The following is a 25,215-nucleotide window of genomic DNA, read 5'->3' as shown; positions in this document are numbered from 1 at the left end:
CACGAAAAGCCGTGCCCACTCTACAACCAAAGGTAAATACGTGATCCGCCCTAAAATATTATTGCGCCTGATCCATATTAACTGGGTCCTGGTCTTTCACGGCCTGGACGAGATCGTTTTAAAAACCCATTTATTCCGCCCCGTTCGTTTCCTGGCCGTTTTCTCGCCCAACTACTGGCTCAAGAGACAAACCGCTCCGCGAGGCGTGCGCATTCGCCGCGCCTTGGAAGATCTGGGGCCTATTTACGTCAAATTCGGCCAGGCGCTATCAACCCGGAAAGACCTGCTCCCCGACGACATTGCCGATGAACTGGTCAAGTTGCAGGATAGAGTTCCGCCGTTTCCGAGCGAAGTCGCTCGCGGCATTATTGAACAGGAACTCGGCATGTCCGTCTCCGATGCCTTTGCCGAGTTCAATCCGGAACCTCTGGCTTCAGCCTCGGTCGCGCAGGTTCATACGGCCGTGTTACACGGCGGTGAACAGGTCGTCGTTAAGGTGTTGCGCCCTGATATTGAAGCACGCATCCACTCAGACGTAGGCTTGCTTTATGAGTTGGCCCGCTTCGCCGAAAGATTCTGGCCTGACGCAAGGCGGTTACGCGCGCTGGAAGTCGTTGCCGAGTTTGAAAAAACAACGCTGGACGAACTTGACCTGATCCGTGAAGCCGCCAACGCCACTAAATTGCGCCGCAATTTCGAGGGTTCGGACATTATATACATCCCGGAGGTCCACTGGCCGCTGACGCGCCAGAAAGTCATGGTCATGGAGCGCATTCAGGGCATTCCGGTCGGCGAAATCGCGGCGCTGCGGGAAGGCGGCGCCGATTTCAAATTGTTGGCCGAACGCGGCGTGGAAATCTTTTTCACCCAGGTGTTCCGCGACAACTTTTTTCATGCCGATATGCATCCCGGCAATATCTTCGTCGACCTGCCAGCCAAATACATCGCTGTCGACTTCGGCATCGTCGGTTCATTATCCTTGTCCGACCAGCGCTATTTGGCCGAGAACTTCCTGGCCTTCTTCAATCGCGATTACCGCCGGGTCGCGCAAATGCATGTCGAATCCGGCTGGGTGCCCGGCTCGACGCGCATAGAAGAATTCGAATCGGCTATACGCAGTGTGTGCGAGCCGATCTTCGAAAAGCCGCTTAAGGACATTTCCTTCGGGCAATTGCTGCTGCGTCTGTTCCAGACCGCGCGGCGCTTTGACATGCACGTGCAGCCGCAACTGGTCTTGCTGCAGAAAACCCTGCTCAATATCGAAGGACTCGGGCGCCAGCTTTATCCCGATCTGGACTTGTGGCAAACGGCCAAGCCGTTCCTGGAAAAATGGTTTCATGAACGCATGAGCCCTAAAGCCAAAATCGACAGGATCATCAAACAGTTCCCGGAACTGGCCGAGCAGTTTCCGGAAGTCCCTTCGCTGATTTATAAAGCCCTGGACAATGCCGCGCATGCAAGGCCCAATGCCGAAGCGCATAATCGCGAACTCGCCCTGCTGCGCCAGCAAATGGAAAGCAATCACCGCCGGACGGTATGGGCCATCCTGGCCAGCGCCGTCATGATCAGCGTGGCGGTTTTATTTCAATAAATCAGCGCAAGGCCAGATCATAATCGGATTTTGTCTGAAATAATTGTCAAAAAAATACCAATAAATAACATAAACAGGAGAGTCTACTATGTCGATTAAAAGAATGGTCGATCTGGATTTGTCGGGCAAACGCGTACTGATCCGCGAGGATCTGAACGTGCCTGTGAAAAACGGCAAAGTCACCAGCGATATCCGCATTCGAGCCAGCCTGCCAACCATTCAAAAAGCCCTGGAAGGCGGCGCCGCCGTCATATTGTTATCGCATCTGGGCCGGCCGGTTGAAGGCCAGTATTCGGAAGAGGCGTCATTAAAGCCGGTAGCCGAACACTTGTCGGAACTGCTCGACCAACCCGTCAGGCTGGAGAAAGACTGGCTGGGCGGCATTGACATCAAGCCAGGCGAAGTCGTGCTGTGCGAGAACGTGCGCTTCAATGCCGGCGAAGGCAAAGACAGTGACGAGTTAGGCAAGAAAATGGCCGCGCTCTGCGATATCTTTGTCATGGATGCCTTCGGCACCGCGCACAGGGCCCAGGCTTCGACGCACAGCGTCGCCAAATACGCGCCTGTCGCCTGCGCCGGCCCATTATTGGCCAGCGAATTGGATGCACTGGGCAAAGCGCTGGAAACGCCGGTCAAACCCCTGGTCGCGATTGTCGGCGGCTCTAAAGTTTCCACCAAGCTGACAGTGCTGAAATCATTGTCTGAAAAAGTCGACCAACTGATCGTCGGCGGCGGCATTGCCAATACCTTTATTGCGGCGGCAGGCTTCCCCGTCGGCAAATCGCTGTACGAAGAAGACCTGATTGATGAAGCCAAGCAACTGATCGAGATGGCCAAGCGCAGCGGCTCTGATATTCCGGTACCGACCGATGTCGTGTGTGCGAAGGAGTTCTCCGAAACCGCCGTCGCTTCGGTCAAGAAAGTCGAGGACGTTGAAGCCGATGACATGATCATGGATATCGGTCCCGAAACGGCAAAACACTATGCGCAACTGCTGAAATCGGCCGGCACTATTGTCTGGAACGGCCCGGTCGGCGTGTTCGAGTTTGATCAGTTCGGCAACGGCACGAAATCCCTGGCCACGGCCATCGCCGAAAGCAGCGCCTTCTCGATTGCCGGCGGCGGCGACACGCTGGCGGCGATCGATAAATACGGCATCAACGATCAGGTCTCCTACACCTCTACCGGCGGCGGCGCGTTTCTGGAATTTCTCGAAGGCAAAGAACTTCCGGCCGTTTCCATTTTAAAATCACGCGCCTAGAGGTTTAAGTCGGGCGGTGTTTTTTATATAATGCATCGCCCTTTTATTTCATTTAGCTCAACGGCTGAATGAAACGGATCCCTGTCAGTCCTGTCGAATGGACTGATCTTTTAATTTATTAGGTTTAAAAATGGCCAGAGTCACAGTTGAAGATTGTTTAGATCACGTAGAAAACCGTTTCAAACTGGTTTTATTAGCCAGTACCAGAGCCCGTCAACTCAGCAAGGGTGCTGATGAATTTGTCGCTCGCAATAAAGACAAGGATACGGTTGTCGCTTTACGCGAAATTGCGGCAGGTCATGTCACGACTGAAAATGTCAACAAGCTGCACCGTACTGTCGATACTCACGAAAGTACCAGCACCATGTTTTAATCGCTGAATCCATGTTAAATATAGTCGCCGACACTATCGAACTGGAACGCCCTCAGGACAAACTGATCCGGCGTCTGTGCGAGACCTTGAGCGACTATCTGGATCAGGCTCAGATCGACGAAATTGTCCGCGCCTATGAGTTCGGCGCCACCGCTCATGCCGGCCAATTTCGCAAAACCGGCGAGGCTTATATTTGCCACCCTATTTCCGTTGCCATCAGCCTTGCTGAAATGCGCATGGATGCGCATGGCATCATGGCGGCCATCCTGCACGACGTCATTGAAGACACGCCGGTCAGCAAGAAAGAATTAGCCAAACAGTTCGGCCAGGAAGTGGCGGAACTGGTCGACGGCGTCACCAAACTCACCAAAATCGACAGCAAATCGCATGCCGAAGCGCAGGCCGAAAATGTCCGCAAGATGTTCATGGCCATGGCCAAGGATTTGCGCGTGATCATGGTCAAACTGGCGGACCGGCTGCACAACATGCAGACGCTCGGCGCCATGAAGCCCGCAAAAAAGCGCCGCATCGCCCGCGAAACGCTCGATATCTATGCCCCTATCGCCAATCGGCTGGGTATGAACAATATCCGGCACAAGCTCGAATCGCTGGGCTTTGAGGCCATGTACCCGGTGCGCCATGCCATTCTGAAAAATGCGGTCAAGAAAGCCCGCGGCAATCGTCGCAAGATCGTTGACACCATTGAAAGCGCGATAAAAAACCGCTTGGAACAGGCCGGCCTGCACTGCGAGGTCGCCGGACGCGAAAAGAATCTCTACAGCATCTACCAGAAAATGCTGAACAAAAAGATTTCCTTTTCGGATGTTTTCGATGTCTATGCCTTCAGGATCTATTGCGATGACGTTGATAATTGCTACCGCGTCCTGGGCATCGTGCACAATCTGTACAAACCCATTCCGGGCCGCTTCAAGGACTACATCGCACTGCCCAAGGCCAACGGCTATCAGTCCCTGCACACGATACTGATCGGCCCTTACGGCGTACCGATCGAAATCCAGATCAGAACGCACGAAATGCACCGCATGTCGGAGTCGGGCATCGCGGCGCACTGGCTGTACAAATCCGACGATGACAAATCCGAGAAATTCCAGGCCGGCGCCAACGAATGGCTGCGTGAACTGCTGGAAATCCAAAAGTCGGCCGGCGACTCGCTGGAATTCATCGATAATCTGAAAGTCGACCTGTTCCCGCAGGAAGTATTCGTCTTTACGCCTCAGGGCGGCATCATCAAATTGCCGCGCGGCGCAACCATCATCGATTTTGCCTATGCCGTCCATACTGATATCGGCAACGCCTGCGTTTCCGCCCGCATCGACAAGCAATTGGTGCCGCTGCAATCGACGCTCGAAAACGGCGTTACGGTGGAAGTCATTACGGCCTCATGGGCCCGGCCCAACCCGCTTTGGCTCAACTACGTCATCACCGCCAAGGCCCGCTCCAGCATACGCACGTACCTGAAGCATTTTAAACAGCAGGAAGCCATCAATCTCGGCCGCCGACTGCTGGAAAAAGAACTGCAAGCCATGCATCTGCATCTGGAAAACATCGATCAGGTCCGTATCATGGCACTGCTTGAAGCGATGTCCATGCACAATCTGGAAGAATTGCTTGAAGACATCGGCCTGGGCAACAAAATGCCGTTCCTGATCGCCAAGCGCCTCACGCAGGATGATGTGCATGCGGCTGTCAAACTCGACACCAGCGAGAGCGGCGTAAGGAATCCTCTGATCATCAAAGGCACGGAAGGCATGGTCATTACGCTGGCGAAATGCTGCCGGCCTATTCCGGGCGATTCGATCATCGGCTTTTTCAATCCCGGCCGCGGTATTGTTGTGCACCACCACGAATGCCGTAACCGCATCGAAGCCAGAAAAAAACAGGCCAGCTGGCTGGATGTCGAATGGAGCCCGGACGCCGTCGGCGAGTTTCCTGCGGAAATTCGCATAGAAATACTGAATCAACGCGGCTCGCTCGCTACCATTGCCTCGACGATCTCGGAACTGAACTCCAACATCGAGAATGTCTCCGTGGTCGATCAGGACGACCGCGTTTCGGTTGACCTGATCACGCTGACGGTCAAGGACCGCGTGCATCTGGCCCAGATCATGCGCAGGCTGAAGGAATTATCGATTGTGCTGAAAATCAATCGCGTAAAGGCTTAGGACCAGGGCTGAAACCAGGCGCTGTATCAAGTGCCGAAACTTCCGACGGTTCAGCATCCAATCCAGAATTCATCCTCACCTTTCCTCTATCCCCCTGCTTGTGGGGCCGTATTCACTTGCCTTTTGATAACGGGCACACAGTATTTTTAAGCAAACCCGACAGCCTGGCCGCACAGGACCCGAGAAAATTTCCGCCAGATTCCTTATAATATGTACAGGTACACGCGATTTTCATCCAGCTATTTAACCATTTTGCTAACTGATACACAGGAATAACAATGACAAAAGAAATCATCCAGACCGATAAAGCACCTCAGGCCATCGGCACCTACTCGCAAGCGGTTAAAGTCGGCAGTACCGTTTATCTTTCAGGACAGATCCCATTGGTTCCGGCCACGATGACCATCATCGACGGCGATATCTCGGCGCAGATCACGCAGGTATTCGAAAACCTGAAAGCGGTTACCGAAGCGGCCGGCGGCGATCTGTCCAATATCGTCAAACTGAACGTATTTTTAACCGATCTGTCGCACTTCCCTATCGTCAACGAGATCATGGGCCGCTATTTTCAGGCACCTTATCCGGCGCGCGCTGCGATTGGCGTGGCCGCGCTGCCTAAAGATGCCGGCGTGGAAATGGACGCGATCATGCAACTGGACGCGTAGCTCATCCAGGCGAAGCTTATCCCTTATAAAATCCGCCAATGAAAACCCCGTATTATTTGAATCAACCGGTTGCTTCATTGGCGGGCATAGGCGGCCAAACCGCCCTGCGTCTGGAGAAACTCGGCATCCGCACGATTCAGGATCTAATTTTCCACCTGCCGCACCGCTATGAAGACCGCACGCGCGTCTATCCTATCGGCTCACTGATGCCGGGTATGACCGTGCTGATCTGCGGCCGCGTCGAATTTACGGATATTCTGCCCCGGGGCCGCAAAAGCCTGATTTGCCGCATCAGCGACGGCACAGGGTCCATCAGCCTGAAGTTTTTTCATTTCAGCGCCAGCCAGCATAATGCGCTGCAGCCGGGCACGCTGATCAGCTGCTTTGCCGAGGTGCGCCACGGCTTTGCCGGGTTCGAAATGGTTCACCCCGAATATAAAGTCATTTCAAGCGCGGACAGCTGCGTTACCGAGACTTGCCTGACGCCCGTTTACCCGCTGACCGAAGGACTCAGGCAGGCGACATTAAGAAAAGCCATCAAGCAGGCCCTAACCATTTGCACCTCTGAAAATCAGTTGTTGCCGGAATGGATCCCCGAACCGGTATTAAAACGCTACCATTACCCTTCCCTGTTGAAGGCCATACAAACCCTGCATGCGCCGGATGAATCGATCTCGATGGCGGCCCTGCAAAACGGCAGCGTGCCGGCATTGAAACGGCTGGCCTTCGAAGAACTGCTGGCGCACCACTTGAGCCTGAGGCAATCGAGGAACAAAACCAGAGTCTGGCAGGCGCCCCGCTTCTCTGTCAATCCGGTCATCAACGAGCATTTCATCCGCGCCCTGCCCTTCAGCCTGACCTGTGCGCAACAGCGCGTCATGGCCGAAATCGAGACCGATTGCAGCCGGAATCATCCAATGATGCGGCTGGTTCAGGGCGATGTCGGCTCCGGCAAGACTGTCGTGGCCGCTTATGCGGCCCTGCTGGCGCTATCGGCCGGCTTTCAGGTTGCGGTCATGGCGCCGACCGAATTGCTGGCCGAGCAGCATTTCCGCAACTTCAGCAACTGGTTTGAAAACTTCAAGACGCAAGTGGTCTTTCTGACCGGCCAACTGAAGGGCAACCCGAGAAAAAACGCCCTGCAAACCCTGGCCAACGGCAGCGCCGGCATCATTATCGGCACGCACGCCCTGTTTCAGGACAGCGTCAACTTCCACCGGCTGGGCTTGGTTATCATCGACGAACAACACCGCTTCGGCGTGCACCAGCGGCTGGCGCTCAGGGAGAAAGGCCAGCAGACCGGGCTACGGCCGCATCAACTGGTCATGACCGCGACCCCGATTCCGCGCACGCTGGCCATGCTGCAATATTCGGATCTCGATATCTCGATCATCGACGAACTGCCGCCGGGCAGAAAGCCGGTCATCACGAGCGTCATTCCTGCCGAGCGTCGTGACGACGTCATCGCGCGCATCGGCAACTGGGTCGCCCAGGGCAGACAGGCTTACTGGGTCTGCACGCTGATTGAAGAATCGGAAGCGTTGCAGTGCGAAGCAGCCGAAAAAACCGCCGAACGACTGACCCAGGCTTTGCCGGATGTGCGCGTCGGCCTGGTCCACGGACGCATGAAAGCGGCCGAGAAAGAGGCCGTCATGCAGGCTTTCAAGCAGCATCGGCTCGATCTGCTGGTTGCGACGACCGTCATCGAGGTCGGCGTCGATGTGCCCAATGCCGGCCTGATGATCATCGAAAACCCCGAAAGGCTGGGCCTGTCTCAGCTGCATCAGCTGCGCGGCCGGGTCGGCCGCGGCGAAGGCGACAGTTACTGTCTGCTCATGTACCAATCGCCCTTGTCCGATACGGCGCGCCAGCGACTGGGCATTTTAAGGGACAGCAGCGACGGCTTCGTGATTGCCGAGAAAGACCTGCAACTGCGCGGTCCGGGCGAAGTCATGGGGACCCGGCAAACCGGCGCCGCACATTTTAAAATCGCCGATTTATCCCGCGATTCCGATTTACTGGATAATATCCAGCAGATAGCGGACATTTTCTTCAATGACTCGCCCGAAGCCGTACAGCCGTTGATCGATCGCTGGCTGGGCGATGCCACAGACTATGCAGAGGTTTAGACCCGTTGGCTACCAAAAGCTTTTTATTCACGCAGGAACCCGGCTGGTTTGAGAATCGCCAGGGCACGCGCCATTGTCTTCCCAAAGATGTTCAGTCCTGGACTTATGAAACAGGCTCATTGACGCAGCGTCTGCGCGATTATTACGGCAGTGCCGTCGCCGTTAAAGTGCTGCAGCAGCAATGGAGCACGCCTTTTCTAAGCGAGCGCAGGCTGCTGAAACTGCCTGAAAGCCGCTACAGTTTAATCCGTGAAGTGTTGCTGCATGCCGACGGCAAGCCGCTGATTCTGGCCCGAACCATCATCCCGACCCGAACCCTTAAAGCCGCCAAGCGCAGCTTATCGCATCTTGGCAACCGTCCGCTGGGCGAAGTGATTTTTTCCTATCCCAAGCTTAACCGTCTGGAAATGGACGTGGCCCTGACCAGCCCGGCCGTCTGGACACAGGCAGCGATTGCCGAAGCCGGCATTAAAGGGCCGGTATGGGGCAGAAGAACCGTTTACGCCATTCGGCGTCGGCAGATGCTGGTCAGTGAATTCTTTTTGCCGGGTGCATTAGCGGTCTGGTAGGCGCCGCAGCTTGATTGCGCTGGGATGGCGAATCAGCATCGAAAAGCCGTTCTTGTTTTTATTGAGCCAGCCGCGCACCTCGATCTCTTTCCCCAGATAGCCATTCATGTCCGGAAATAACGGCAGCCACTTGCGTTCAATGCGCGCTTCAAACCGGCTGGAGAACTCCAGATAACTGTATTTCCGGCTGTTGCGGATATTGACGACCTTGCCCGCCAATCGTACCCATCCCGCGCGCTCACGATCGGCAAGGCTGCTGACCGGTATGGCCGCATACTCGACGCGCTGCCAGATGCCCGACCTGGCCTGCTCGGCCTGATCCTGGACTTTAATCAACTCCTCGGCATGCAACAGATTGGGCGGATAAATACTGACGGCTGCCAGCCCTGCCGCGACCAGTTGCAGATTGAGATGCTCATCGTTCTCGGTGAACAGATGCGCCAGGGTTCTTTCGTATTTATCGGTCTTCTCGACATCGGTTTCCAGGCGGACTTTGCTGTTTTGCAACTTATTGATCAACCACTGCTTCGCCTCATCGCCGCCGGCCTGGGCGTCTTCATTTTTGTGCCGGACTTCCGGCGTATTGATGCCCAACAGGCGAATCTTACGGCCATCCTCCAGCAATACCGTATCGCCGTCGAAAACCTTTTTGACCCGACAAAAGGAATAGCCCGGCTTGATATCGACGATTTTTGCCTCGGGGGATGACCGATCCGAGAAATGCCGATTGCCAAGGTCATCCTTCCATTGGAAGATTTCAGCGCCGGCCCAGGACGGCCATGCCAGCAATAAAATCAGTAAAAACTTCATGAACCTGCCTGTATTATAATGATTAAAGATCATCTGCTTTTCCAACCTGACTACTTGTACCGCTTCTCATGCTCACGATCATTCAACGCGTCACCACTGCTAAAGTCACCGTCAACAATGAAATCATAGGCCAAATCGACAAAGGCATCATGGCACTGGTCGCCGTTGAGAGAGAGGACAGCGAAAAAGACGCACAGCGCCTGCTGGAACGCATACTCAACTACCGCATTTTTGCCGACGACAATGATCGCATGAATTTGAGTCTGCGCGATATCAACGGCGGCCTGTTGCTGGTCCCGCAATTCACCTTGGCAGCCGATACCAATAGCGGCAATCGCCCCAGCTTCACCCCGGCTGCATCGCCGGAAAAAGGACAGCAGCTGTTCAGTTATCTGCAGCAACTGGCAAAAGCCGCTTATCCGCCTGTCGAATTCGGCCAATTCGGCGCTGATATGCAGGTTTCGCTGGTCAATGACGGGCCGGTTACGTTTACCTTGAGAACGACGAGCCAGTCGCGCTAACTGAATTTAGCTACTAGCCCGAGCATCGCTTTAACGCCTGCTTGTCCGTCTGCCTCACCCGCAGGAACCGCAAGTGGGCATGCTCGCGTTCTGATGCGCAAACATTGAATCCTTTCTCGAAATGAAGCTCGAGTGCGAACAAAAACCCGACCTTACCCAATCGACACCCAAGCTCCTGTTACCAATTATCTTCCTTGTCTTCCTCATAAGGCTGAGATTTAACATTTTTGGGAATTTTCGGCATTTTTGCCGTTCTGAGTAAGATTAAAGCGCCGCCCAAGACAAAAAGCAGAGCTATGATGAATAATATCACCCACATGATACGCTCCTAAATGGCTAAGTAATCCTGTCCAATAGCGGGAACCGTTCAAACGTCTGCCCGCGCTATAACTTTAGCCGACAGCCGGACGTTAAGCTATATCCCTTAACCATCAAAAATTACGATAGAATATAGTCAATCAAGACCATTTATATAGATTACATGAAACAAGTTGAACTGCTTTCCCCCGCCGGAACCCTAAAAAACATGCGCTATGCCTTTGCCTTCGGCGCCGATGCCGTCTATGCCGGGCAGCCTCGTTACAGCCTCAGAGTGCGCAATAATGATTTTCTTGAAGACAATCTGGCCAAAGGCATCAATGAGGCGCATGCGCTGGGCAAAAAATTTTTCCTGGCCACCAATGTGATTCCTCACAATGCCAAAATCAAAACCTTTCTGGCCGATATAGAACCGATTATCGCCATGAAACCGGATGCCTTGATCATGGCCGATCCGGGCCTGATCATGATGGTGCGCGAAACCTGGCCCGACATGCCTGTCCATCTGTCCGTGCAGGCCAACACCGTCAATTACGCCACGGTAAAATTCTGGCAAAGGATGGGCGTCGAGCGCGTGATCCTGTCGCGCGAGCTGTCGCTGGATGAAATCGAAGAGATCCGCCAGCGCTGTCCCGACATGGAACTGGAAGTGTTTGTACACGGCGCGCTGTGCATCGCCTATTCCGGCCGCTGCCTGCTGTCAGGCTATTTCAACCACCGCGACCCTAACCAGGGCACCTGCACGAACTCCTGCCGCTGGAAATACGATACGCTGCCTGCGCATGAAAACGCCGAAGGCGATTACGTGCTGGCCGGCGGCTCCCTGTCTATGTCCGACATCAGCACAGCCAGTTGCGGCGGTGCGGACCGGCATCCGTTGGCAGACAAGGTTTACTTCCTTGAAGAGGAAGGCCGCAAAGGTGAGCTGCTGCCGGTCATGGAGGATGAAAACGGCACTTACATCATGAATTCCAAAGACCTGCGCGCCATCGAACACGTACAGCGTCTGGTCGAGATCGGCGTGGACAGCCTTAAAATCGAAGGCCGCACCAAATCGCATTATTATGTCGCCCGCACGGCGCAGACCTACCGTCAGGCCATTGACGATGCACAGGCCGGGCGACCTTTCCGGCCCGAACTGCTCGGCGTACTGGAAAACCTGGCCAACCGCGGCTATACGGACGGCTTTTATCAGCGTCACCATACCCATGAATACCAGAACTATATCACCGGCTATTCAAAAAGCCATCAGCAGCAGTTCTGCGGCGAAATCAGGAGTTATGACAAGGAAAGCGGCCTGGCTGTGATCGATGTCAAAAACAAGTTTGCAGTCGGCGATAAAATCGAATTGATTTTGCCGGAAGGCAATCAGGACATTACCGTTGAACGCATGCTGGACATGTACGGCCGCGATATGCTGGAGGCTCCGGGCGGCGGTTATGAAGTCAGGATACCGATGCCTGAAACCACCGGCAACCACGGACTGATCGCGCGTTATTTCGCCTGATCCATTAATAATCATGGGCGATCTCCATCCGGTCGCCCTATACCTTGGGTTTAGACTATGAGTTTCACGACTGCAGACCTTTGCGATGCGCATTCCGAAGAAGAACATTTCCAGATTGCCGAGCCCTTGTTCAAATCCTATGGCGCCAATCCGGCTTTTTGCGGCCAGATCACCACAGTGAAAGTCTACGAAGATAATGTGCTGGTCAGGCAGGCGCTGGAAGAGAAAGTCGAAAACCGTGTACTGGTTATCGACGGCGGCGGCTCGCACCGTTGCGCCCTGCTGGGCAGCAACCTGGCCAGGCTGGCCATTGACAACGGCTGGCAAGGCATCATTATCTATGGCTGTCTGCGCGATTCCGCCCTCATCGATCAGTTGCCTATCGGCATACGCGCGCTGCATACGCATCCGTTGAAAAGTCACAAACGAGGCCATGGCGAGCGCGATATGCCTGTCTATTTTGCCAGCGTCGCTTTCAAGAAAGATCATTTTTTATATGCCGATACCGATGGAATTATCGTGTCGGACACAATGTTGAGTTAGAATAAGCCAAATTAACCAAGTAAAGAAGTCAAGATATGCAAATTGTACTCGCTAACCCTCGAGGATTCTGTGCCGGTGTAGACCGGGCTATCGAAATTGTTGATCAGGCCCTGGAAACGTTCGGAGCGCCGATTTACGTTCGCCATGAAGTGGTCCATAACCGTACAGTGGTTGAAGGCCTTAAAGAAAAAGGCGCTGTTTTCATTGAAGACTTAACCGATGTACCGGTCGGCTCCTACCTGATTTTCAGTGCCCATGGCGTCTCAAAACAAGTCCAAAAAGAAGCTGAAGAACGCAATTTGACTGTTTTCGATGCTACTTGCCCTCTGGTTACCAAAGTGCACCTGCAAGTCGCCAAACATGCCAAATCCGACCGGGAAGTGATCCTGATCGGTCATGCGGGCCACCCGGAAGTGGAAGGCACAATGGGGCAATACGAGAAGTGCACCGAAAACGGCGGCATTTATTTGGTCGAAACGCCGGAAGACGTTGAAAAATTACAAGTCAACAATCCGGAGAATCTGGCTTACGTCACGCAGACAACCTTGTCGATGACCGACACCAAGATCATGGTTGATGCATTGAGGGCGCGTTTCTCCGGCATTCAGGAGCAAAAAAAAGACGACATCTGCTATGCGACCCAGAATCGCCAGGATGCAGTTTATGAATTGTCTAAAACGTCCGACCTCATCCTCGTCGTCGGCTCGCCCAACAGTTCCAACTCCAACCGCCTGCGTGAGATCGCCGAACAGCTTGGCAAACAGGCCTATCTGATCGACACAGCGAAAGACATGAAGCAGGAATGGTTTAATAACGTTAACGTAGTCGGCGTCACAGCAGGCGCTTCGGCGCCGGAAGTCCTGGTCCAGGAAGTCATCAATCAGCTCAAGCAATGGGGTGGCGAAACCATTACCGAAATTCAAGGCATAGAAGAAAAAGTCGTGTTCTCACTGCCGAAAGAATTAAAAAAGCACATGAGCTAACCTTGTCTTCCGGGTGACCATTCAGTGGTCACCCAAGCCCCTGATTGCCTCAAGTCATTGTTTTCGCAGGCGCCCTGTCTAATCTGTAAAAAAGACTGGCAGCGCAATATTATTTATTGCTAATATGTTTTTTTATTTTTTCAGGAGACGACCATGACTTTAACTCCAATGGATCTTGTTGCCCAAGCCAAGCAACACATCACTGAAATCAACATTGATGATGCCAAAAACGAACTCGGGAAGAGTCTGATTCTGGACGTCAGGGAGCCGGCCGAATACGAGGCTGGGCACTTGCCCGGAGCCGTCAATATTCCACGCGGAGTATTGGAATTCAAAATAGGCGCGCATCCCGATTTTCAGGAGAAGCAGGGCGACAGAATCATCGTCTACTGCCAGACCGGCGGCCGCTCGGCATTGGCGGCGGAAGCGCTGAACAAGATCGGATACAGAAAAGCCGTCAGCATGGCCGGCGGATTTAAAGCCTGGTCAGACAACGGCAATGAAGTAAAAGCGTGACAGAACTCGAATCTGTACGTCTGGATAAGTGGCTATGGGCTGCGCGTTTTTTTAAAACGCGCAAGCTTGCTTCTGACGCCATAGCCGGCGGCAAAGTCCACCTGAACGATCAACGCACGAAGCCCAGCAAGGAAATCAGGCCCGGCGCAAAACTCTCCATCAGCAAGGACAACTACACCTGGGACATTACCGTCATTGCGCTCAGCGAGCAGCGACGTCCGGCGAAAGAGGCGGCACTGCTCTATGAGGAAAGCGCCGAAAGCCAGGAAAAACGTCAGCAGCAGATAATCCAACAGCGTGAACAGCGAGAGCTATTCGGCTTTAACCACAGAGATCACAAACCAAACAAAAAAGAACGGCGCCTGATTCACCGCTTTAAACAAGGGTGATTACAAACAGGTCGGCGGCTTGGGCAATCCAGCCAGTTTGCAGGCATATTTCAAAGGCCCTTCTGGAAAAAGTTTATGTAAATACCGGCTGTTGCCTTTCTCCTCGCCCAATGCCTTCGCAACAGCCTTGGTAAAAACCCGCGCATTCGGCAAGTGCCTGAACTGCTGATAATAGCCGCGGATGAACAGGATGATTTCCCAGTGGCGTTCATCCAGCTGAATATTATCCGATTCAGCCAGCCACTTTGCGACCTCTTCATCCCAGTCACCGGCATTAACCAGAAAGCCCTGATCGGTTACTTCCAGAGTCCGGCCGTGAACCATCAAGCCCATGACTGAATCACATGATTGTCAACGGTTAACTCGACCAGCCCGGCATAATCGATGATGTCGATGCCTTCGACCAGCTCATCGGCGGCAATGCCGCGCACGGCCACATCCTCCGATAAAACGCACAAGCGGTTCGTACTGAGCAGTTGCGTTAATTTCTCACTTAACAAACCATTCTTTAACAATCGTAATACGGCGTTTTCAAGAAATACCACGGCATCTCCAGGCTCAATACGTTGCAGAACGGCTACTTCTATCGGTGACTGAAAAATGAGATGCAACACGTTACTGACTATCCGTTAATTTAAGTCCAACAATGCCTGCTATAATGAAAGCAATGGACAGTAATCGTAATAGCTCCGTCGATTCCTTAAATAGAAAAATTCCGATTATCGCCACACCTACAGCGCCCATGCCTGTCCAGACCGCATAAGCGGTTCCCAGTGGCAGAGTTTTAATGGCCAGCGTCAGCAGATAAAAACTGCAACCGCCCGAGATCATGGTAATGATACTGGGCCACAGTTTGGTAAAACCCTCGTTATATTTAAGACTCAAAGCAAACACTATTTCTGCGAATCCCGCAGAAAACAACAGCAACCACGCCAACGCACACCTCTTACTTCATGCATAAAAAATACCGCTTATTTTACAATAGGCGGCTCAATAGCATGTGAAATTTTATCAGTCACCGGTAATTGACCAAGCCTTAGCTGTACAACTAGACACGAATGCAAACTGAAAGAGCAAGAAGTGATAAAATCATCTCATGACGATCACTCCCTCATCCACTCAGCGCAGAATATATACCGTCACACAGCTCAACCGGGAAACCAGCCAGCTACTCAGCGACTATTTCCTGACCGTTTTGGTCGAAGGCGAAATTTCCAACTTAAGCACGCCTTCTTCCGGACATCTTTATTTTTCGCTGAAAGATGCCAATGCCCAGATCCGTTGCGCCCTGTTTAAAAATCACCAGCGCAAATTCGGATTCAAACCCGAAAACGGCAAGCAGGTCATCGTCAAGGCGCAAGTCAGCCTTTATGAGCCCAGAGGCGATTATCAGCTCATCGTCGAACAAATTGAAGAAGCCGGCGATGGCGCTCTGCGGCGGGCTTTTGACGCCTTGAAGCTCAAACTGTTGACGGAGGGCCTGTTCGACAGTGCCCATAAACAAAGCCTGCCCGTTCTGCCCAGAACCATCGGCATCATCACTTCGCCGTCGGGAGCCGCCATCCGGGATGTTCTGACCATCCTGCGCCGGCGTTTCGCGGCGGTGCCGGTCATTATCTATCCGGTGGCCGTACAGGGAGACAATGCCAAACATGAAATTGCCAAAGCCATCGCCACGGCCAACCGGCAGGCTCTGTGCGATGTGATCATTCTTGGCCGGGGCGGCGGTTCGCTGGAAGACTTATGGGCTTTCAATGAGGAAATCGTGGCGCGCGCCATTTTTGCCAGCGATATCCCGATCATCACGGGCATCGGCCATGAAACCGACTTTACCATTGCCGACTTCATCGCCGACCTGCGCGCCCCGACGCCATCGGCCGCGGCCGAGCATGCCGTCCCTGATCAACAAGCTTGGCTGTCGCAATTCATTTATCTGGAATCGCGACTGTATCAGCTACTACAGCGCAAGCTGAACCAGACTCAGCAATCTCTGGACTGGCTCAGCAAACGACTGCAACAGCAACATCCGGACCAGAAACTGGCAAGGAACACGCAGCGCTTAGGCGAACTGGAATCAAGGCTTCACCAGGCCATGCATGTCGGACTGCGCCAGCATGCCAACCTGCTGGAAGCCAAGACAGCCAAATTGTGGCAACACAACCCCACCATTATGATAAACAGTCATAAACAGCGGCAGCAGTACTTAAGCAAGCGTTTAGCCAGCGCTATTCAATACCGGCTGGAACAATTGAACCACCAGTTCTTGAATGCCAGCCATACCTTGCATGCCGTTAGCCCGCTGGCGACGCTGAACCGAGGCTATGCCATGGCTATTTATTTGCCGTCCGGCCAGATTATCAGATCTACCGAACAGCTCAAGACCGGCGACATGATCCAGACTCGCCTCGCGCAGGGCCAATTCACCAGCCAAATCAAGGCCATTGACCAGGATTATCAGGAGATATCCTGACCATTCTGCTCCGAGTCATTTTATTTTTGTTGCGATAAACCGAAAACACCTATAAAGTTGCGCGATTTTATCGTGTGTCGGGTCCACAAGACCCAAAACCTCATTGGGTTGCTGATACTGTTATGAGAATACTGATTCTTGGCGCCGGCATGACCGGCGCTTCGGTCGCCGAGGCACTGGCGAGCGAAGAAAACGATATTGTTGTCATCGATTATAAAACCCATCTGCTGGATGCCTTGAAGGAACGCTTCGATATCGCCACGGTCGCCGGCAATGCCGCCCACCCCAGCGTTCTGGAACAAGCTGGCGTATATAATACCGATATGGTCATTGCCGTAACCGACCGCGATGAAACCAATATGCTGGCCTGCACGATCATCAACAAGCTCTACAGCCGCCCGAAAACGATCGCCCGCATCCGCGCCATCGATTATCTGCAAAACCCCAAACTGTTCGCTCCCGGCGGCATCCCTGTCGACATCGTGATCAGCCCGGAACAGATCGTCATGGAATCGATACGCAACCTGATTGAACTGCCGGGCGTCTTGCAGATTACCGATTTCGCCGACGGACTGGTGCGGCTGTTTTCATTGAAAGTGGGCCCGGACGGCTTTTTAACCGGCAAAAAAATCAAGGAACTGAAAGATCGCCTGTCAGGCGGCAAGATTCGCATAGCGGCTATTTTCAGGCAAGGACGACCTCTGGTCGCGAATGGCGAGGCCTTTATCGCCACCGGCGACGAGGTGTTCATCGTAGCCCCGCGCAAGGAAGTGCAGCGAGTATTGAAAGACCTGCGAAAACTGGAAGCGCCGTTAAAGCGTGTCATCATTGCCGGCGGCGGACATATCGGCAAGCGTCTGGCGCTGGCCCTGGAAAAAAACCATCAGGTCAAAATCATCGAGCGGAATCCGGAACGCGCCCAAAAAATCGCCAATGACCTTAATCATACCGTGGTACTGCAGGGCGATTGCACCGATGAATCCCTGCTGCTCGATGAGTCCATCGATAAAACCGATCTGTTCTGCGCGGTTACCGACCATGACGGCGAAAACATTATCTCGGCTTCGCTGGCGAAACAGTTGGGCGTTCGCAAGGCAATATGCCTGCTCAATAACCGATCTTACACAAAGTTACTGCCCGGCACCGGCATCGACGTGGCCGTCCAGCCCAACGTTGAAACGTTGGGCAGCATCCTGAAATACGTCAGACGCGGCGATGTGGCGCGCGTCAGTTCCTTATGCGGCGGCACCGCCGAAGCAATCGAGGCCGTCGCGCACAAAGGCAATGGCGAGAACTCGGTAGTAGGGCTGCAAGTAGACGCCATTCAGTGGCCGGAAGGCATCGTATTGGGTGCGTTGATTCGCGACCGGCAGGTTATTTCCATCCACCACGACACGGTCTTCGAGGAAGGCGACCATGTCGTCATGTTTGCACTGGATAAGAAACTGGTCACTTACATTGAGCAGAAATTTCAGCCTCTCAGTAAATAATCCTGTCGACGATGCCCTGTAAAGCCGTTTGGCCTAAGCCCGTGTTTCTTCGCTACATGACTAAATTGTCGTATTTCGAATATATACGTCATTTATCGCAGTTGTGCTTTTAAATCATTTCACAATTCAAGCATTTTCATGAATGTCATTTTTACTATCATCCATATTTTTGGCTTGGTCACGATAGGTTTTAGCGCCTTGATGGCTACCTGCCTGATGACATCTTTGATTAGCCATGACGGCGCCACAATCGCTTTTTTTGAAGGCACGGGGATTACGTTGCTGCTGGGCGCTTTAATGTTTTTTCCAACTTTGCGCACACCTAAAAAAGTATCGCGACAAACGAGTTTTCTTTTGGTGTCTATGACGTGGTCGCTGATTCCGGCGTTTTGCACTCTGCCGCTTATAATCTATATGCCGGAAATCAGCTTTCTCGATGCGTATTTCGAGACCGTATCCGGCGTGACGACCACAGGTGCAACCATACTCAGCGGTGTGGACCACTTACCGATGTCGATCAACCTCTGGCGACATGAATTAAACTGGATCGCCGGCATGGGCATCATTATTTTTGCGGTGGCCATTTTACCGATGCTGGGCATCGGCGGTATGCAATTGTTCAAAGCCGAAACGCCCGGAGCTGTTAAGGAATCCGATTTGCCGCCGCGCATAGCACAAACAGCCAAGGCCTTGTGGATGGTCTACGCAGGCTATACGTTGGCCTGCATTGTCGCCTTGAAGTTGGCAGGCATGAGCTGGTTTGATGCCGTTTGCCATGCCTTTGCCGCCATGAGCCTGGGGGGATTTTCTACACATGACAACAATGTCGGTTTTTTCAACTCACTGTCTATCGAAATGGTTCTGACCGTATTTCAATTACTGGCGGCCATTAATTTCGCGACGCATTTCATCGCCATTCGAAAACGCAGCCTGAAGCCTTATGCCGTGGACATGGAAGCGAGAGGCTTTTTACTCCTGGTACTGGGAAGTTGCGCTGCAACAGCTGCGGTCCTATGGCAGAAGGGCACGTATCCTGATTATTTTACAGCGTTACGCCATGCCACATTTAATCTGGTCACTATCGCCACCGATTGCGGCTTCGCCAGCCAGGACTTCAACCAGTGGCCTATTTTCGTACCGATGTGGATGCTGTTCCTGAGCTGCATTTCCGCCTCTTCCGGTTCCACTGGCGGCGGCATTCGTATGATTAGAACGATCATTCTATTAAAGCAATCCCGCCTGGAACTCTACAAGTTTATTCACCCTTCCTCCATAAAACCTCTCAAAATAGGCGACAATATCGTTAATACGCAGATTATCACCTCGGTAACAGGATTCATTTTTCTGTATTTCATCTGTATCGTTATCCTGGTGTTCTTGCTGCTATTGAGCGGTCTGGATTTTACCACTGCCTTCAGCGCAATTATCGCCTGTTTCAACAACGCCGGCCCCGGCCTTAATCAAGTCGGCCCTGCGACCAATTACGCCAGCTTAACCGATTTCCAGACCAGCGTTTGCATCATTGCCATGCTGCTGGGCCGCGTGCAGATCTTCTCGATGATTATCCTGTTCGTGCCTGAATTCTGGAAAAAATAAGAAGGCGGCTATCGCTATTGTTTTAGATTGCGTTCGGACAGAGGCCATTGCTGTAGCACTTTATAATAGACGCCGCCGGACTCGCTGCACGATTCCATCAGGCAGAATGATTCCGCGCGCCAGATGATGGGGGAAAAATCCTGTTCAATAGCTCGGGCTTGTCTGGCCAGGGTAATATGCGGCGTGTACGGCCTCGTGTCGGTTTGCACACCGTCATCGGCCGCCGCCTTATCCAGCGCTTCCGCTAATGCCACCACCTCCGGCCCGAATTGCCGGCAGGTCAGACATAAAATCCTGGGCCTGCGCCAGTAACTCAACTGGTCGAACGTCAACGTAAACGGATCGATGGAAATGCCTGCAACGCGCTGTTGGATTGCTGTTTGAGTGGTTTCATCGACATTGCCTAAAAATACCAACGTGGCATGCAGATTTTGCCCAGGAACCCACCTTACTCCTTTGGCATCAACGGCTTGCTGTAACTGCACGAGTTTTTGTCTGGTCTCATCGTCCGGCCATAATGCAAAAAATAGCTTTTTCATGAACACCCCTCTCGATGCTGAAAGATTCCTTGTATAAATATACAACGCATCAGTCAAGCAAAGTTCAAATTAATAAATTTCAGCTCTTAAAATGAAAAAAGCCGCAGCCTGCGTTAACAGGCTGCGGCTTTCTATTTTCTGTAAATGCCTAAGCTTACAGTTTAGCCAATACAGCCGCGACCGTTTCGCCCATCGAAGACGGAGTCGGACAAATCGTCACCCCCAGATCTTTCAGTATGGCGACTTTCTCGGCCGCGCTTTCGCCAGCCGATGAAATAATCGCGCCGGCATGCCCCATGCGACGACCTTCAGGCGCAGTCAAACCGGCGATGTAAGCCACAACCGGCTTGCTCATGTTTTCTTTGGCAAAGATGCCGGCTTCCACTTCTTGCGGGCCGCCGATCTCGCCGATCATGACCACAACTTTGGTTTCCGGATCTTCTTCGAATTTTTCCAGAATATCGCGGTGCGAGCTGCCGTTGATAGGATCGCCGCCGATACCGACCGAGGTGGAAACACCGATGCCCAAACGTTTCATTTGGTCGGCAGCTTCATAGCCCAAAGTGCCTGAACGTCCGACGATACCGACATTGCCCTTCATATAGATGTGCCCCGGCATAATGCCGAGCATGGCGCGTCCTGGGCTGATCGTGCCGGCGCAGTTAGGGCCGGTCAACACCATTCTTTCCTCTTCGGGGAAACGGCGCAGAAAATTTTTCACTTTCATCATATCCTGGGTAGGAATACCGTCGGTGATCGCTACGCAGTATTTGATGCCCGCGTCGGCCGCTTCCATGATCGAATCGGCCGCGTAAGCGGGAGGAACAAAAATGATGCTGGCTTCGGCGCCGGCTTTTCGCACGGCTTCTTTAACCGTATTGAAGACAGGCAGCCCTAGGTGCGTCTGTCCGCCTTTGCCCGGCGTAATGCCGCCGACGACATTGGAACCGTAGTTAATCATGTCCTGAGCATGAAAAGTGCCGATTTTACCGGTGAAGCCCTGAACAATGATGCGTGTGTTTTCGTTAATTAAAATAGCCATTTATAGTTTCCCCTTAGCCAGCTTTTGCGACAGCTTCATTACGTGCTTGAACGGCTTTTTCAGCAGCTTCTGCCAATGTTTCTGCCGTAATGATAGGCAAACCACTTTCAGCAATAATTCTACGCCCTTCTTCCACGTTCGTGCCGGACAAACGCACGATCAACGGAATTTTCATGTCAATTTTCTTGACCGCTTCGACCACGCCCTCGGCAATCCAGTCACAGCGGTTGATACCTGCGAAGATATTGACCAGCATCGCTTTGACGTTCTCATCGGCCAATACCAGACGGAAAGCTTTTTCAGTACGCTCAGCTGAAGCGCCGCCGCCCACGTCAAGGAAGTTGGCTGGTTCACCGCCGGCCAGTTTGATCATGTCCATCGTCGCCATGGCCAGACCGGCGCCGTTAATCATGCAGCCGATGTCGCCGTCCAGGCCGACATAGCTCAAACCACGGTCTGCCGCGGCCATCTCGCGCGCATCTTCCTGCGTTTTATCGCGCAGCTCGGCGACTTTGGGCTGACGGAAAAGCGCATTGTCGTCAAAGCCCATTTTCGCATCCAGAGCGACCAGCTCACCGCTGCCGGTAATGACCAGTGGATTGATTTCCACCATGTTGGCGTCAAGATCGCGCAGTGCACGGTAGCAGCCTTTAATCGTTTTGACGCCATGGCTCAGCATGGCTGCGTCCATGCCCAGGGCGAACGCCATTTCACGCGCCTGATAATCCTGCAGGCCTACCGCAGGCTCGATATAAATTTTGGTAATGGCTTCAGGATTGGTTTCGGCCAGCTCTTCAATTTCCATACCGCCCTGCGCCGAACCCACCATAACGATGCGCTCGGAGCTGCGGTCAACCAAGAAGCAGAAGTACAGCTCTTTCGCGATATCGGTTCCGGCTTCGATATACAGTCTTGAACAGACTTTTCCCGCAGGTCCTGTTTGATGCGTGACCAATTTTTTGCCCAGCAATTCCTCTGCGGCCGCCTCTACTTCTCTGTCTGTTTTACAGATTTTAATGCCGCCGGCTTTACCACGAGCTCCCGAATGAATCTGTGCCTTTACAGCCCAGACATTGCCGCCGATTTCCCTGGAGCGCTGTACTGCTTCTTCCGGACTGTAAGCCATCCCACCTTCAGCGATTTTAACCCCGTAACCGCTTAAAATTTCTTTCGCTTGATACTCATGAATATCCACAGCATCTCTCTCTAAATAATATTGAAAAATTATCAGCAATAGGCCGCCTGCCAAAGCGGCCTTATCTCTTTTTTGTTATTTATTAATCCCGGCTTTTGCAGCAATGGCTTCGGCGGCTCTTACCACATTATTCGCCATTCTTTCCGACGCCGCATCGATCAGGCGGCCGTCCAGCGCCGCTGCGCCTTTGCCCTGCGCCGCCGCTTCCTTTAAAGCGGCCAGTATGCGTTGTGCTTTTTCGACTTCTGCCGCAGGCGGCGTGAACACTTCATTGGCCAGTTCGATCTGAGACGGATGGATCGCCCATTTGCCCTCGCAGCCGAGAGCTGCCGCACGTCTCGCGGCCATTTTATAGCCTTCGGGATCTTTAATGTCGCCAAATGGACCGTCAATAGGACGCAAGCCGAATGCGCGGCATGCGACAGTCATGCGGCTGATTGCGGCATGCCACTGGTCGCCAGGATAATCAGGATTCAAGCCGCCGATATTGGTGGTTCTGGCGCGATTGCTGGCTGCATAATCGGCCACACCGAAATGCAGGGCTTCCAGACGGCCGGAAGCGCCATTGCGAGCGATGTCTTCGACATTGGCCATGCCCAGCGCCGTTTCGATCAGCGCCTCAATGCCGATTTTATTTTTCAGGCCCTGCTGCATTTCCAATTGATTGAGCATCGCCTCAACCATATAGACGTCGCCATAAACGCCGACTTTCGGAATCAGGATGGTGTCAATCTTGCTGCCGGCCTGCTCGACCAGATCAACCACATCGCGCACCATATACTGGGTATCAAGGCCGTTGATACGAACTGAAAGAGTAATTCCATGACCTTTCCAATCCAGATCATTGATTGCTTCGATGACATTCTTGCGTGCCTGCAGCTTATCATCGGGAGCAACCGCATCTTCAAGATCAAGAAAGATGAAATCCACGCCGCTCTTCAACGCTTTTTCGAACATTCCGGGGTTAGAACCCGGAACAGCTAGCTCACAGCGTTGAACCCGTTGAACGGACGCTTCATATAATGTGTGACTCATTGATACCTTCCAACTGTATTATTAAACTTAGAACTCTGATTTCAGTGCTTGAACGGCCTTTGCCGGCTTAAGCCGGGCATAAATTAACCTTCCATTTTACTTTCAGAGTCGTCAAAGTCAATTTTTAAAGCGCATGTAACCAATCAGTTCTTGCCGATTTATAGCGGCTATGTCATTATTGGATGTTTTTTTGAGCTTTATTTAAAGCTCATCTCTATATTAATTTGATATTTAACTAATTATTTTTAAAGAGGCGATACAATGGCTGGTCGTAACCACCTATATATTCCTGGCCCTACCAATGTGCCAAGTGAAGTTCTGAACGCTATGCATGTCAACATGGAAGATCATCGCTCACCTATCTTCCCTAAATTGCTGACGCCTCTTTTGCAGGACCTGAAAAAAGTATTTAAAACAGAAACCGGGCAGGCGTTTATTTTTCCCGCAACCGGCACTGCGGGCTGGGAAATTGCCTTGACCAACACATTAAACCCAGGCGATAAAGTATTGATCTACCGCTTCGGCCAATTCAGCCACCTGTGGGCTGAAATGGCAAAAAGACTAGGCTTTGATGTTGAAATTCATCAAGAAGTTTGGGGCAAAGGCATTCCTCTGGACAGATTGGAAGCCCGCTTAAAAGAAGATACCAAGCACGAAATCAAAGCTGTTTTGGCAACCCACAATGAAACAGCAACCGGCGTTACCAGCGATATCGGCGGCGTCCGCAAAGCCATGAATGCAGCCAATCACCCTGCCCTGCTGTTCGTTGACGGCGTAAGCTCAATCGCCAGCCTGGATTTCCGTATGGATGAATGGGGTGTTGACGGTGCTATCAGCGGCTCACAAAAAGGCTTTATGCTGCCAGCCGGCGGTGCGTTTTTAGCTTTCAGCCAGAAAGCCCTGCAAGCCACTGAAGCTTCCACCTATCCACGTTGCTTCCTGGACTTAAGAGACCAGATGAATGCCAACAAAGACGGTTATACACCGTACACGCCTGCATTGCCTATCCTCTACGGCCTGCGTAAATCACTGGACCTGTTGCTGGAAGAAGGCATGGAAAACGTTTATGCGCGCCACCATCGCTTGGCCGAAGGCACCCGTAAAGCAATTGCCGCATGGGGCTTGAAACTATGCGCACAACCCGGCTTTGAATCTGACACGGTCTCTGCAGTTGTCGTGCCTGAAGACAAAGACGCCCGCGCTGTCATCAGCACCGCATTCAGCAAGTATAATATCTCGTTGGGCGCTGGCCTGTCAGAAGTGGCCGGCAAAGTCTTCCGCATCGGCCATCTCGGCGACATGAATGACGTATCCATGCTCGGCGCAATCGCCGGCGTTGAAATGGCGATGCTGGATAACGGTTTCGATATCAAGCCGGGTTCAGGTGTTGGTGCTGCGATTGAATATTATCGGTCGACAGCAAAATAACGCGACTGCGTAATCAGCCAGAACCCCGAACAAAGGCATCCCGTTTTGTTAACGGCGATGCC

General features: G+C 52.7%; 26 protein-coding genes. 17 read left to right on the top strand and 9 right to left on the bottom strand.

All coding sequences use genetic code 11. The annotated features are described in order from the left end of the window. The first annotated feature begins 40 nt into the window (after positions 1–40). The 7 genes from ubiB to ACTNE6_RS04245 all read left to right on the top strand — a co-directional run bounded on the left by ubiB (position 41) and on the right by ACTNE6_RS04245 (position 8,771). The gene (gene ubiB / locus ACTNE6_RS04275) at positions 41–1,591 is read left to right on the top strand and encodes a ubiquinone biosynthesis regulatory protein kinase UbiB (protein ID WP_442498716.1); all 1,551 of its coding nucleotides are present in this window, start codon (positions 41–43) and stop codon (positions 1,589–1,591) included. Between the two features lie 88 nt (positions 1,592–1,679). Then, positions 1,680–2,852 carry a phosphoglycerate kinase gene (locus ACTNE6_RS04270; RefSeq protein ID WP_194970292.1) on the top strand — a complete coding sequence of 391 codons (1,173 nt, stop codon included), beginning with the start codon at positions 1,680–1,682 and terminating at the stop codon, positions 2,850–2,852. Positions 2,853–2,982: 130 nt separating this feature from the next. After that, positions 2,983–3,225: a DNA-directed RNA polymerase subunit omega gene (rpoZ, locus tag ACTNE6_RS04265; RefSeq protein WP_442498715.1), complete on the top strand. Its 243-nt coding sequence runs from the start codon at positions 2,983–2,985 to the stop codon at positions 3,223–3,225. A gap of 11 nt (positions 3,226–3,236) precedes the next feature. After that, entirely contained in the window at positions 3,237–5,408 is a 2,172-nt protein-coding gene (locus ACTNE6_RS04260; protein WP_442498714.1) for a RelA/SpoT family protein, read from the top strand. Between the two features lie 278 nt (positions 5,409–5,686). Continuing rightward, positions 5,687–6,073, top strand: a complete 387-nt coding sequence (locus ACTNE6_RS04255; protein WP_194970289.1) for a RidA family protein — start codon at positions 5,687–5,689, stop codon at positions 6,071–6,073. Positions 6,074–6,111: 38 nt separating this feature from the next. Beyond that, positions 6,112–8,202, top strand: a complete 2,091-nt coding sequence (gene recG / locus ACTNE6_RS04250) for an ATP-dependent DNA helicase RecG (protein ID WP_442498713.1) — start codon at positions 6,112–6,114, stop codon at positions 8,200–8,202. 5 nt (positions 8,203–8,207) lie between these two features. Next, positions 8,208–8,771: a chorismate--pyruvate lyase family protein gene (locus tag ACTNE6_RS04245; RefSeq protein WP_194970287.1), complete on the top strand. Its 564-nt coding sequence runs from the start codon at positions 8,208–8,210 to the stop codon at positions 8,769–8,771. Here the strand turns inward: ACTNE6_RS04245 and ACTNE6_RS04240 are convergent. Further along, positions 8,757–9,581, bottom strand: coding sequence for a thermonuclease family protein (locus ACTNE6_RS04240; RefSeq protein WP_442498712.1), 825 nt, complete (start codon positions 9,579–9,581; stop codon positions 8,757–8,759). The two genes, ACTNE6_RS04245 and ACTNE6_RS04240, sit on opposite strands and share 15 nt — an antisense overlap. 68 nt (positions 9,582–9,649) lie before the next feature. On the opposite strand from ACTNE6_RS04240, the gene dtd reads away from it, so the two are divergent. Next, complete coding sequence (dtd, locus tag ACTNE6_RS04235; protein ID WP_442498711.1) at positions 9,650–10,102, top strand: D-aminoacyl-tRNA deacylase; 453 nt, start codon at positions 9,650–9,652, stop codon at positions 10,100–10,102. Between the two features lie 178 nt (positions 10,103–10,280). Here dtd and ACTNE6_RS04230 read toward each other — a convergent pair whose 3' ends face one another. Next, on the bottom strand, positions 10,281–10,421 hold the full coding sequence (locus tag ACTNE6_RS04230; protein ID WP_434483702.1) for a hypothetical protein: 141 nt from the start codon (positions 10,419–10,421) through the stop codon (positions 10,281–10,283). 162 nt (positions 10,422–10,583) lie between these two features. Between ACTNE6_RS04230 and trhP the strand changes: the two genes are divergently transcribed. From trhP to ACTNE6_RS04205, 5 genes are all read left to right on the top strand, one after another. Further along, positions 10,584–11,927 (top strand): prephenate-dependent tRNA uridine(34) hydroxylase TrhP, encoded by a 1,344-nt coding sequence (gene trhP, locus ACTNE6_RS04225; RefSeq protein ID WP_194970283.1) that lies wholly within the window; start codon positions 10,584–10,586, stop codon positions 11,925–11,927. A 57-nt stretch (positions 11,928–11,984) separates the two neighbouring features. Next, complete coding sequence (gene rraA / locus ACTNE6_RS04220; protein WP_442498710.1) at positions 11,985–12,470, top strand: ribonuclease E activity regulator RraA; 486 nt, start codon at positions 11,985–11,987, stop codon at positions 12,468–12,470. 35 nt (positions 12,471–12,505) lie between these two features. After that, on the top strand, positions 12,506–13,453 hold the full coding sequence (ispH, locus tag ACTNE6_RS04215; RefSeq protein ID WP_194970281.1) for a 4-hydroxy-3-methylbut-2-enyl diphosphate reductase: 948 nt from the start codon (positions 12,506–12,508) through the stop codon (positions 13,451–13,453). Positions 13,454–13,606: 153 nt separating this feature from the next. Further along, a complete protein-coding gene (locus ACTNE6_RS04210) occupies positions 13,607–13,969 on the top strand; it encodes a rhodanese-like domain-containing protein (protein ID WP_442498709.1) in 363 nt (120 codons plus the stop codon). Further along, positions 13,966–14,358 (top strand): RNA-binding S4 domain-containing protein, encoded by a 393-nt coding sequence (locus tag ACTNE6_RS04205; protein WP_194970279.1) that lies wholly within the window; start codon positions 13,966–13,968, stop codon positions 14,356–14,358. Before ACTNE6_RS04210 ends, ACTNE6_RS04205 begins: the two co-directional genes overlap by 4 nt. Here ACTNE6_RS04205 and ACTNE6_RS04200 read toward each other — a convergent pair whose 3' ends face one another. Genes ACTNE6_RS04200 through ACTNE6_RS04190 form a run of 3 tightly spaced genes read right to left on the bottom strand, consistent with a single transcriptional unit; the run spans position 14,359 to position 15,294 of the window. Further along, entirely contained in the window at positions 14,359–14,691 is a 333-nt protein-coding gene (locus tag ACTNE6_RS04200; RefSeq protein ID WP_194970278.1) for a TusE/DsrC/DsvC family sulfur relay protein, read from the bottom strand. After that, positions 14,682–14,972 (bottom strand): sulfurtransferase complex subunit TusB, encoded by a 291-nt coding sequence (tusB, locus tag ACTNE6_RS04195; RefSeq protein ID WP_194970277.1) that lies wholly within the window; start codon positions 14,970–14,972, stop codon positions 14,682–14,684. Before tusB ends, ACTNE6_RS04200 begins: the two co-directional genes overlap by 10 nt. Position 14,973: 1 nt before the next feature. After that, positions 14,974–15,294, bottom strand: a complete 321-nt coding sequence (locus ACTNE6_RS04190; RefSeq protein ID WP_194970276.1) for a DMT family transporter — start codon at positions 15,292–15,294, stop codon at positions 14,974–14,976. A gap of 160 nt (positions 15,295–15,454) precedes the next feature. On the opposite strand from ACTNE6_RS04190, the gene xseA reads away from it, so the two are divergent. The 3 genes from xseA (at position 15,455) to ACTNE6_RS04175 (ending at position 19,914) form a co-directional block, all read left to right on the top strand. Beyond that, positions 15,455–16,828: an exodeoxyribonuclease VII large subunit gene (gene xseA, locus ACTNE6_RS04185; protein ID WP_442498708.1), complete on the top strand. Its 1,374-nt coding sequence runs from the start codon at positions 15,455–15,457 to the stop codon at positions 16,826–16,828. A gap of 122 nt (positions 16,829–16,950) precedes the next feature. Then, on the top strand, positions 16,951–18,318 hold the full coding sequence (gene trkA, locus ACTNE6_RS04180) for a Trk system potassium transporter TrkA (protein WP_194970274.1): 1,368 nt from the start codon (positions 16,951–16,953) through the stop codon (positions 18,316–18,318). A 138-nt stretch (positions 18,319–18,456) separates the two neighbouring features. Further along, positions 18,457–19,914, top strand: coding sequence for a TrkH family potassium uptake protein (locus tag ACTNE6_RS04175; protein WP_442498707.1), 1,458 nt, complete (start codon positions 18,457–18,459; stop codon positions 19,912–19,914). 14 nt (positions 19,915–19,928) lie between these two features. Here the strand turns inward: ACTNE6_RS04175 and thpR are convergent, their stop codons facing one another. From thpR to ACTNE6_RS04155, 4 genes are all read right to left on the bottom strand, one after another. Further along, a complete protein-coding gene (gene thpR / locus ACTNE6_RS04170; protein ID WP_442498706.1) occupies positions 19,929–20,453 on the bottom strand; it encodes an RNA 2',3'-cyclic phosphodiesterase in 525 nt (174 codons plus the stop codon). Positions 20,454–20,607: 154 nt separating this feature from the next. Further along, positions 20,608–21,495 (bottom strand): succinate--CoA ligase subunit alpha, encoded by an 888-nt coding sequence (gene sucD / locus ACTNE6_RS04165; RefSeq protein ID WP_442498705.1) that lies wholly within the window; start codon positions 21,493–21,495, stop codon positions 20,608–20,610. Between the two features lie 13 nt (positions 21,496–21,508). Continuing rightward, positions 21,509–22,690: a malate--CoA ligase subunit beta gene (locus ACTNE6_RS04160; RefSeq protein WP_194970270.1), complete on the bottom strand. Its 1,182-nt coding sequence runs from the start codon at positions 22,688–22,690 to the stop codon at positions 21,509–21,511. Positions 22,691–22,765: 75 nt separating this feature from the next. Further along, the gene (locus ACTNE6_RS04155) at positions 22,766–23,725 is read right to left on the bottom strand and encodes an HpcH/HpaI aldolase/citrate lyase family protein (protein WP_194970269.1); all 960 of its coding nucleotides are present in this window, start codon (positions 23,723–23,725) and stop codon (positions 22,766–22,768) included. A gap of 261 nt (positions 23,726–23,986) precedes the next feature. On the opposite strand from ACTNE6_RS04155, the gene ACTNE6_RS04150 reads away from it, so the two are divergent. Continuing rightward, on the top strand, positions 23,987–25,153 hold the full coding sequence (locus ACTNE6_RS04150; protein WP_194970268.1) for an aminotransferase class V-fold PLP-dependent enzyme: 1,167 nt from the start codon (positions 23,987–23,989) through the stop codon (positions 25,151–25,153). Positions 25,154–25,215 lie beyond the last annotated feature (62 nt).

The organism is Methylobacter sp. sgz302048 (genome assembly GCF_052162025.1).
In the GTDB taxonomy this organism is placed as follows: domain Bacteria; phylum Pseudomonadota; class Gammaproteobacteria; order Methylococcales; family Methylomonadaceae; genus Methylobacter.
This window is presented reverse-complemented; position numbering and strand designations above follow the sequence as displayed.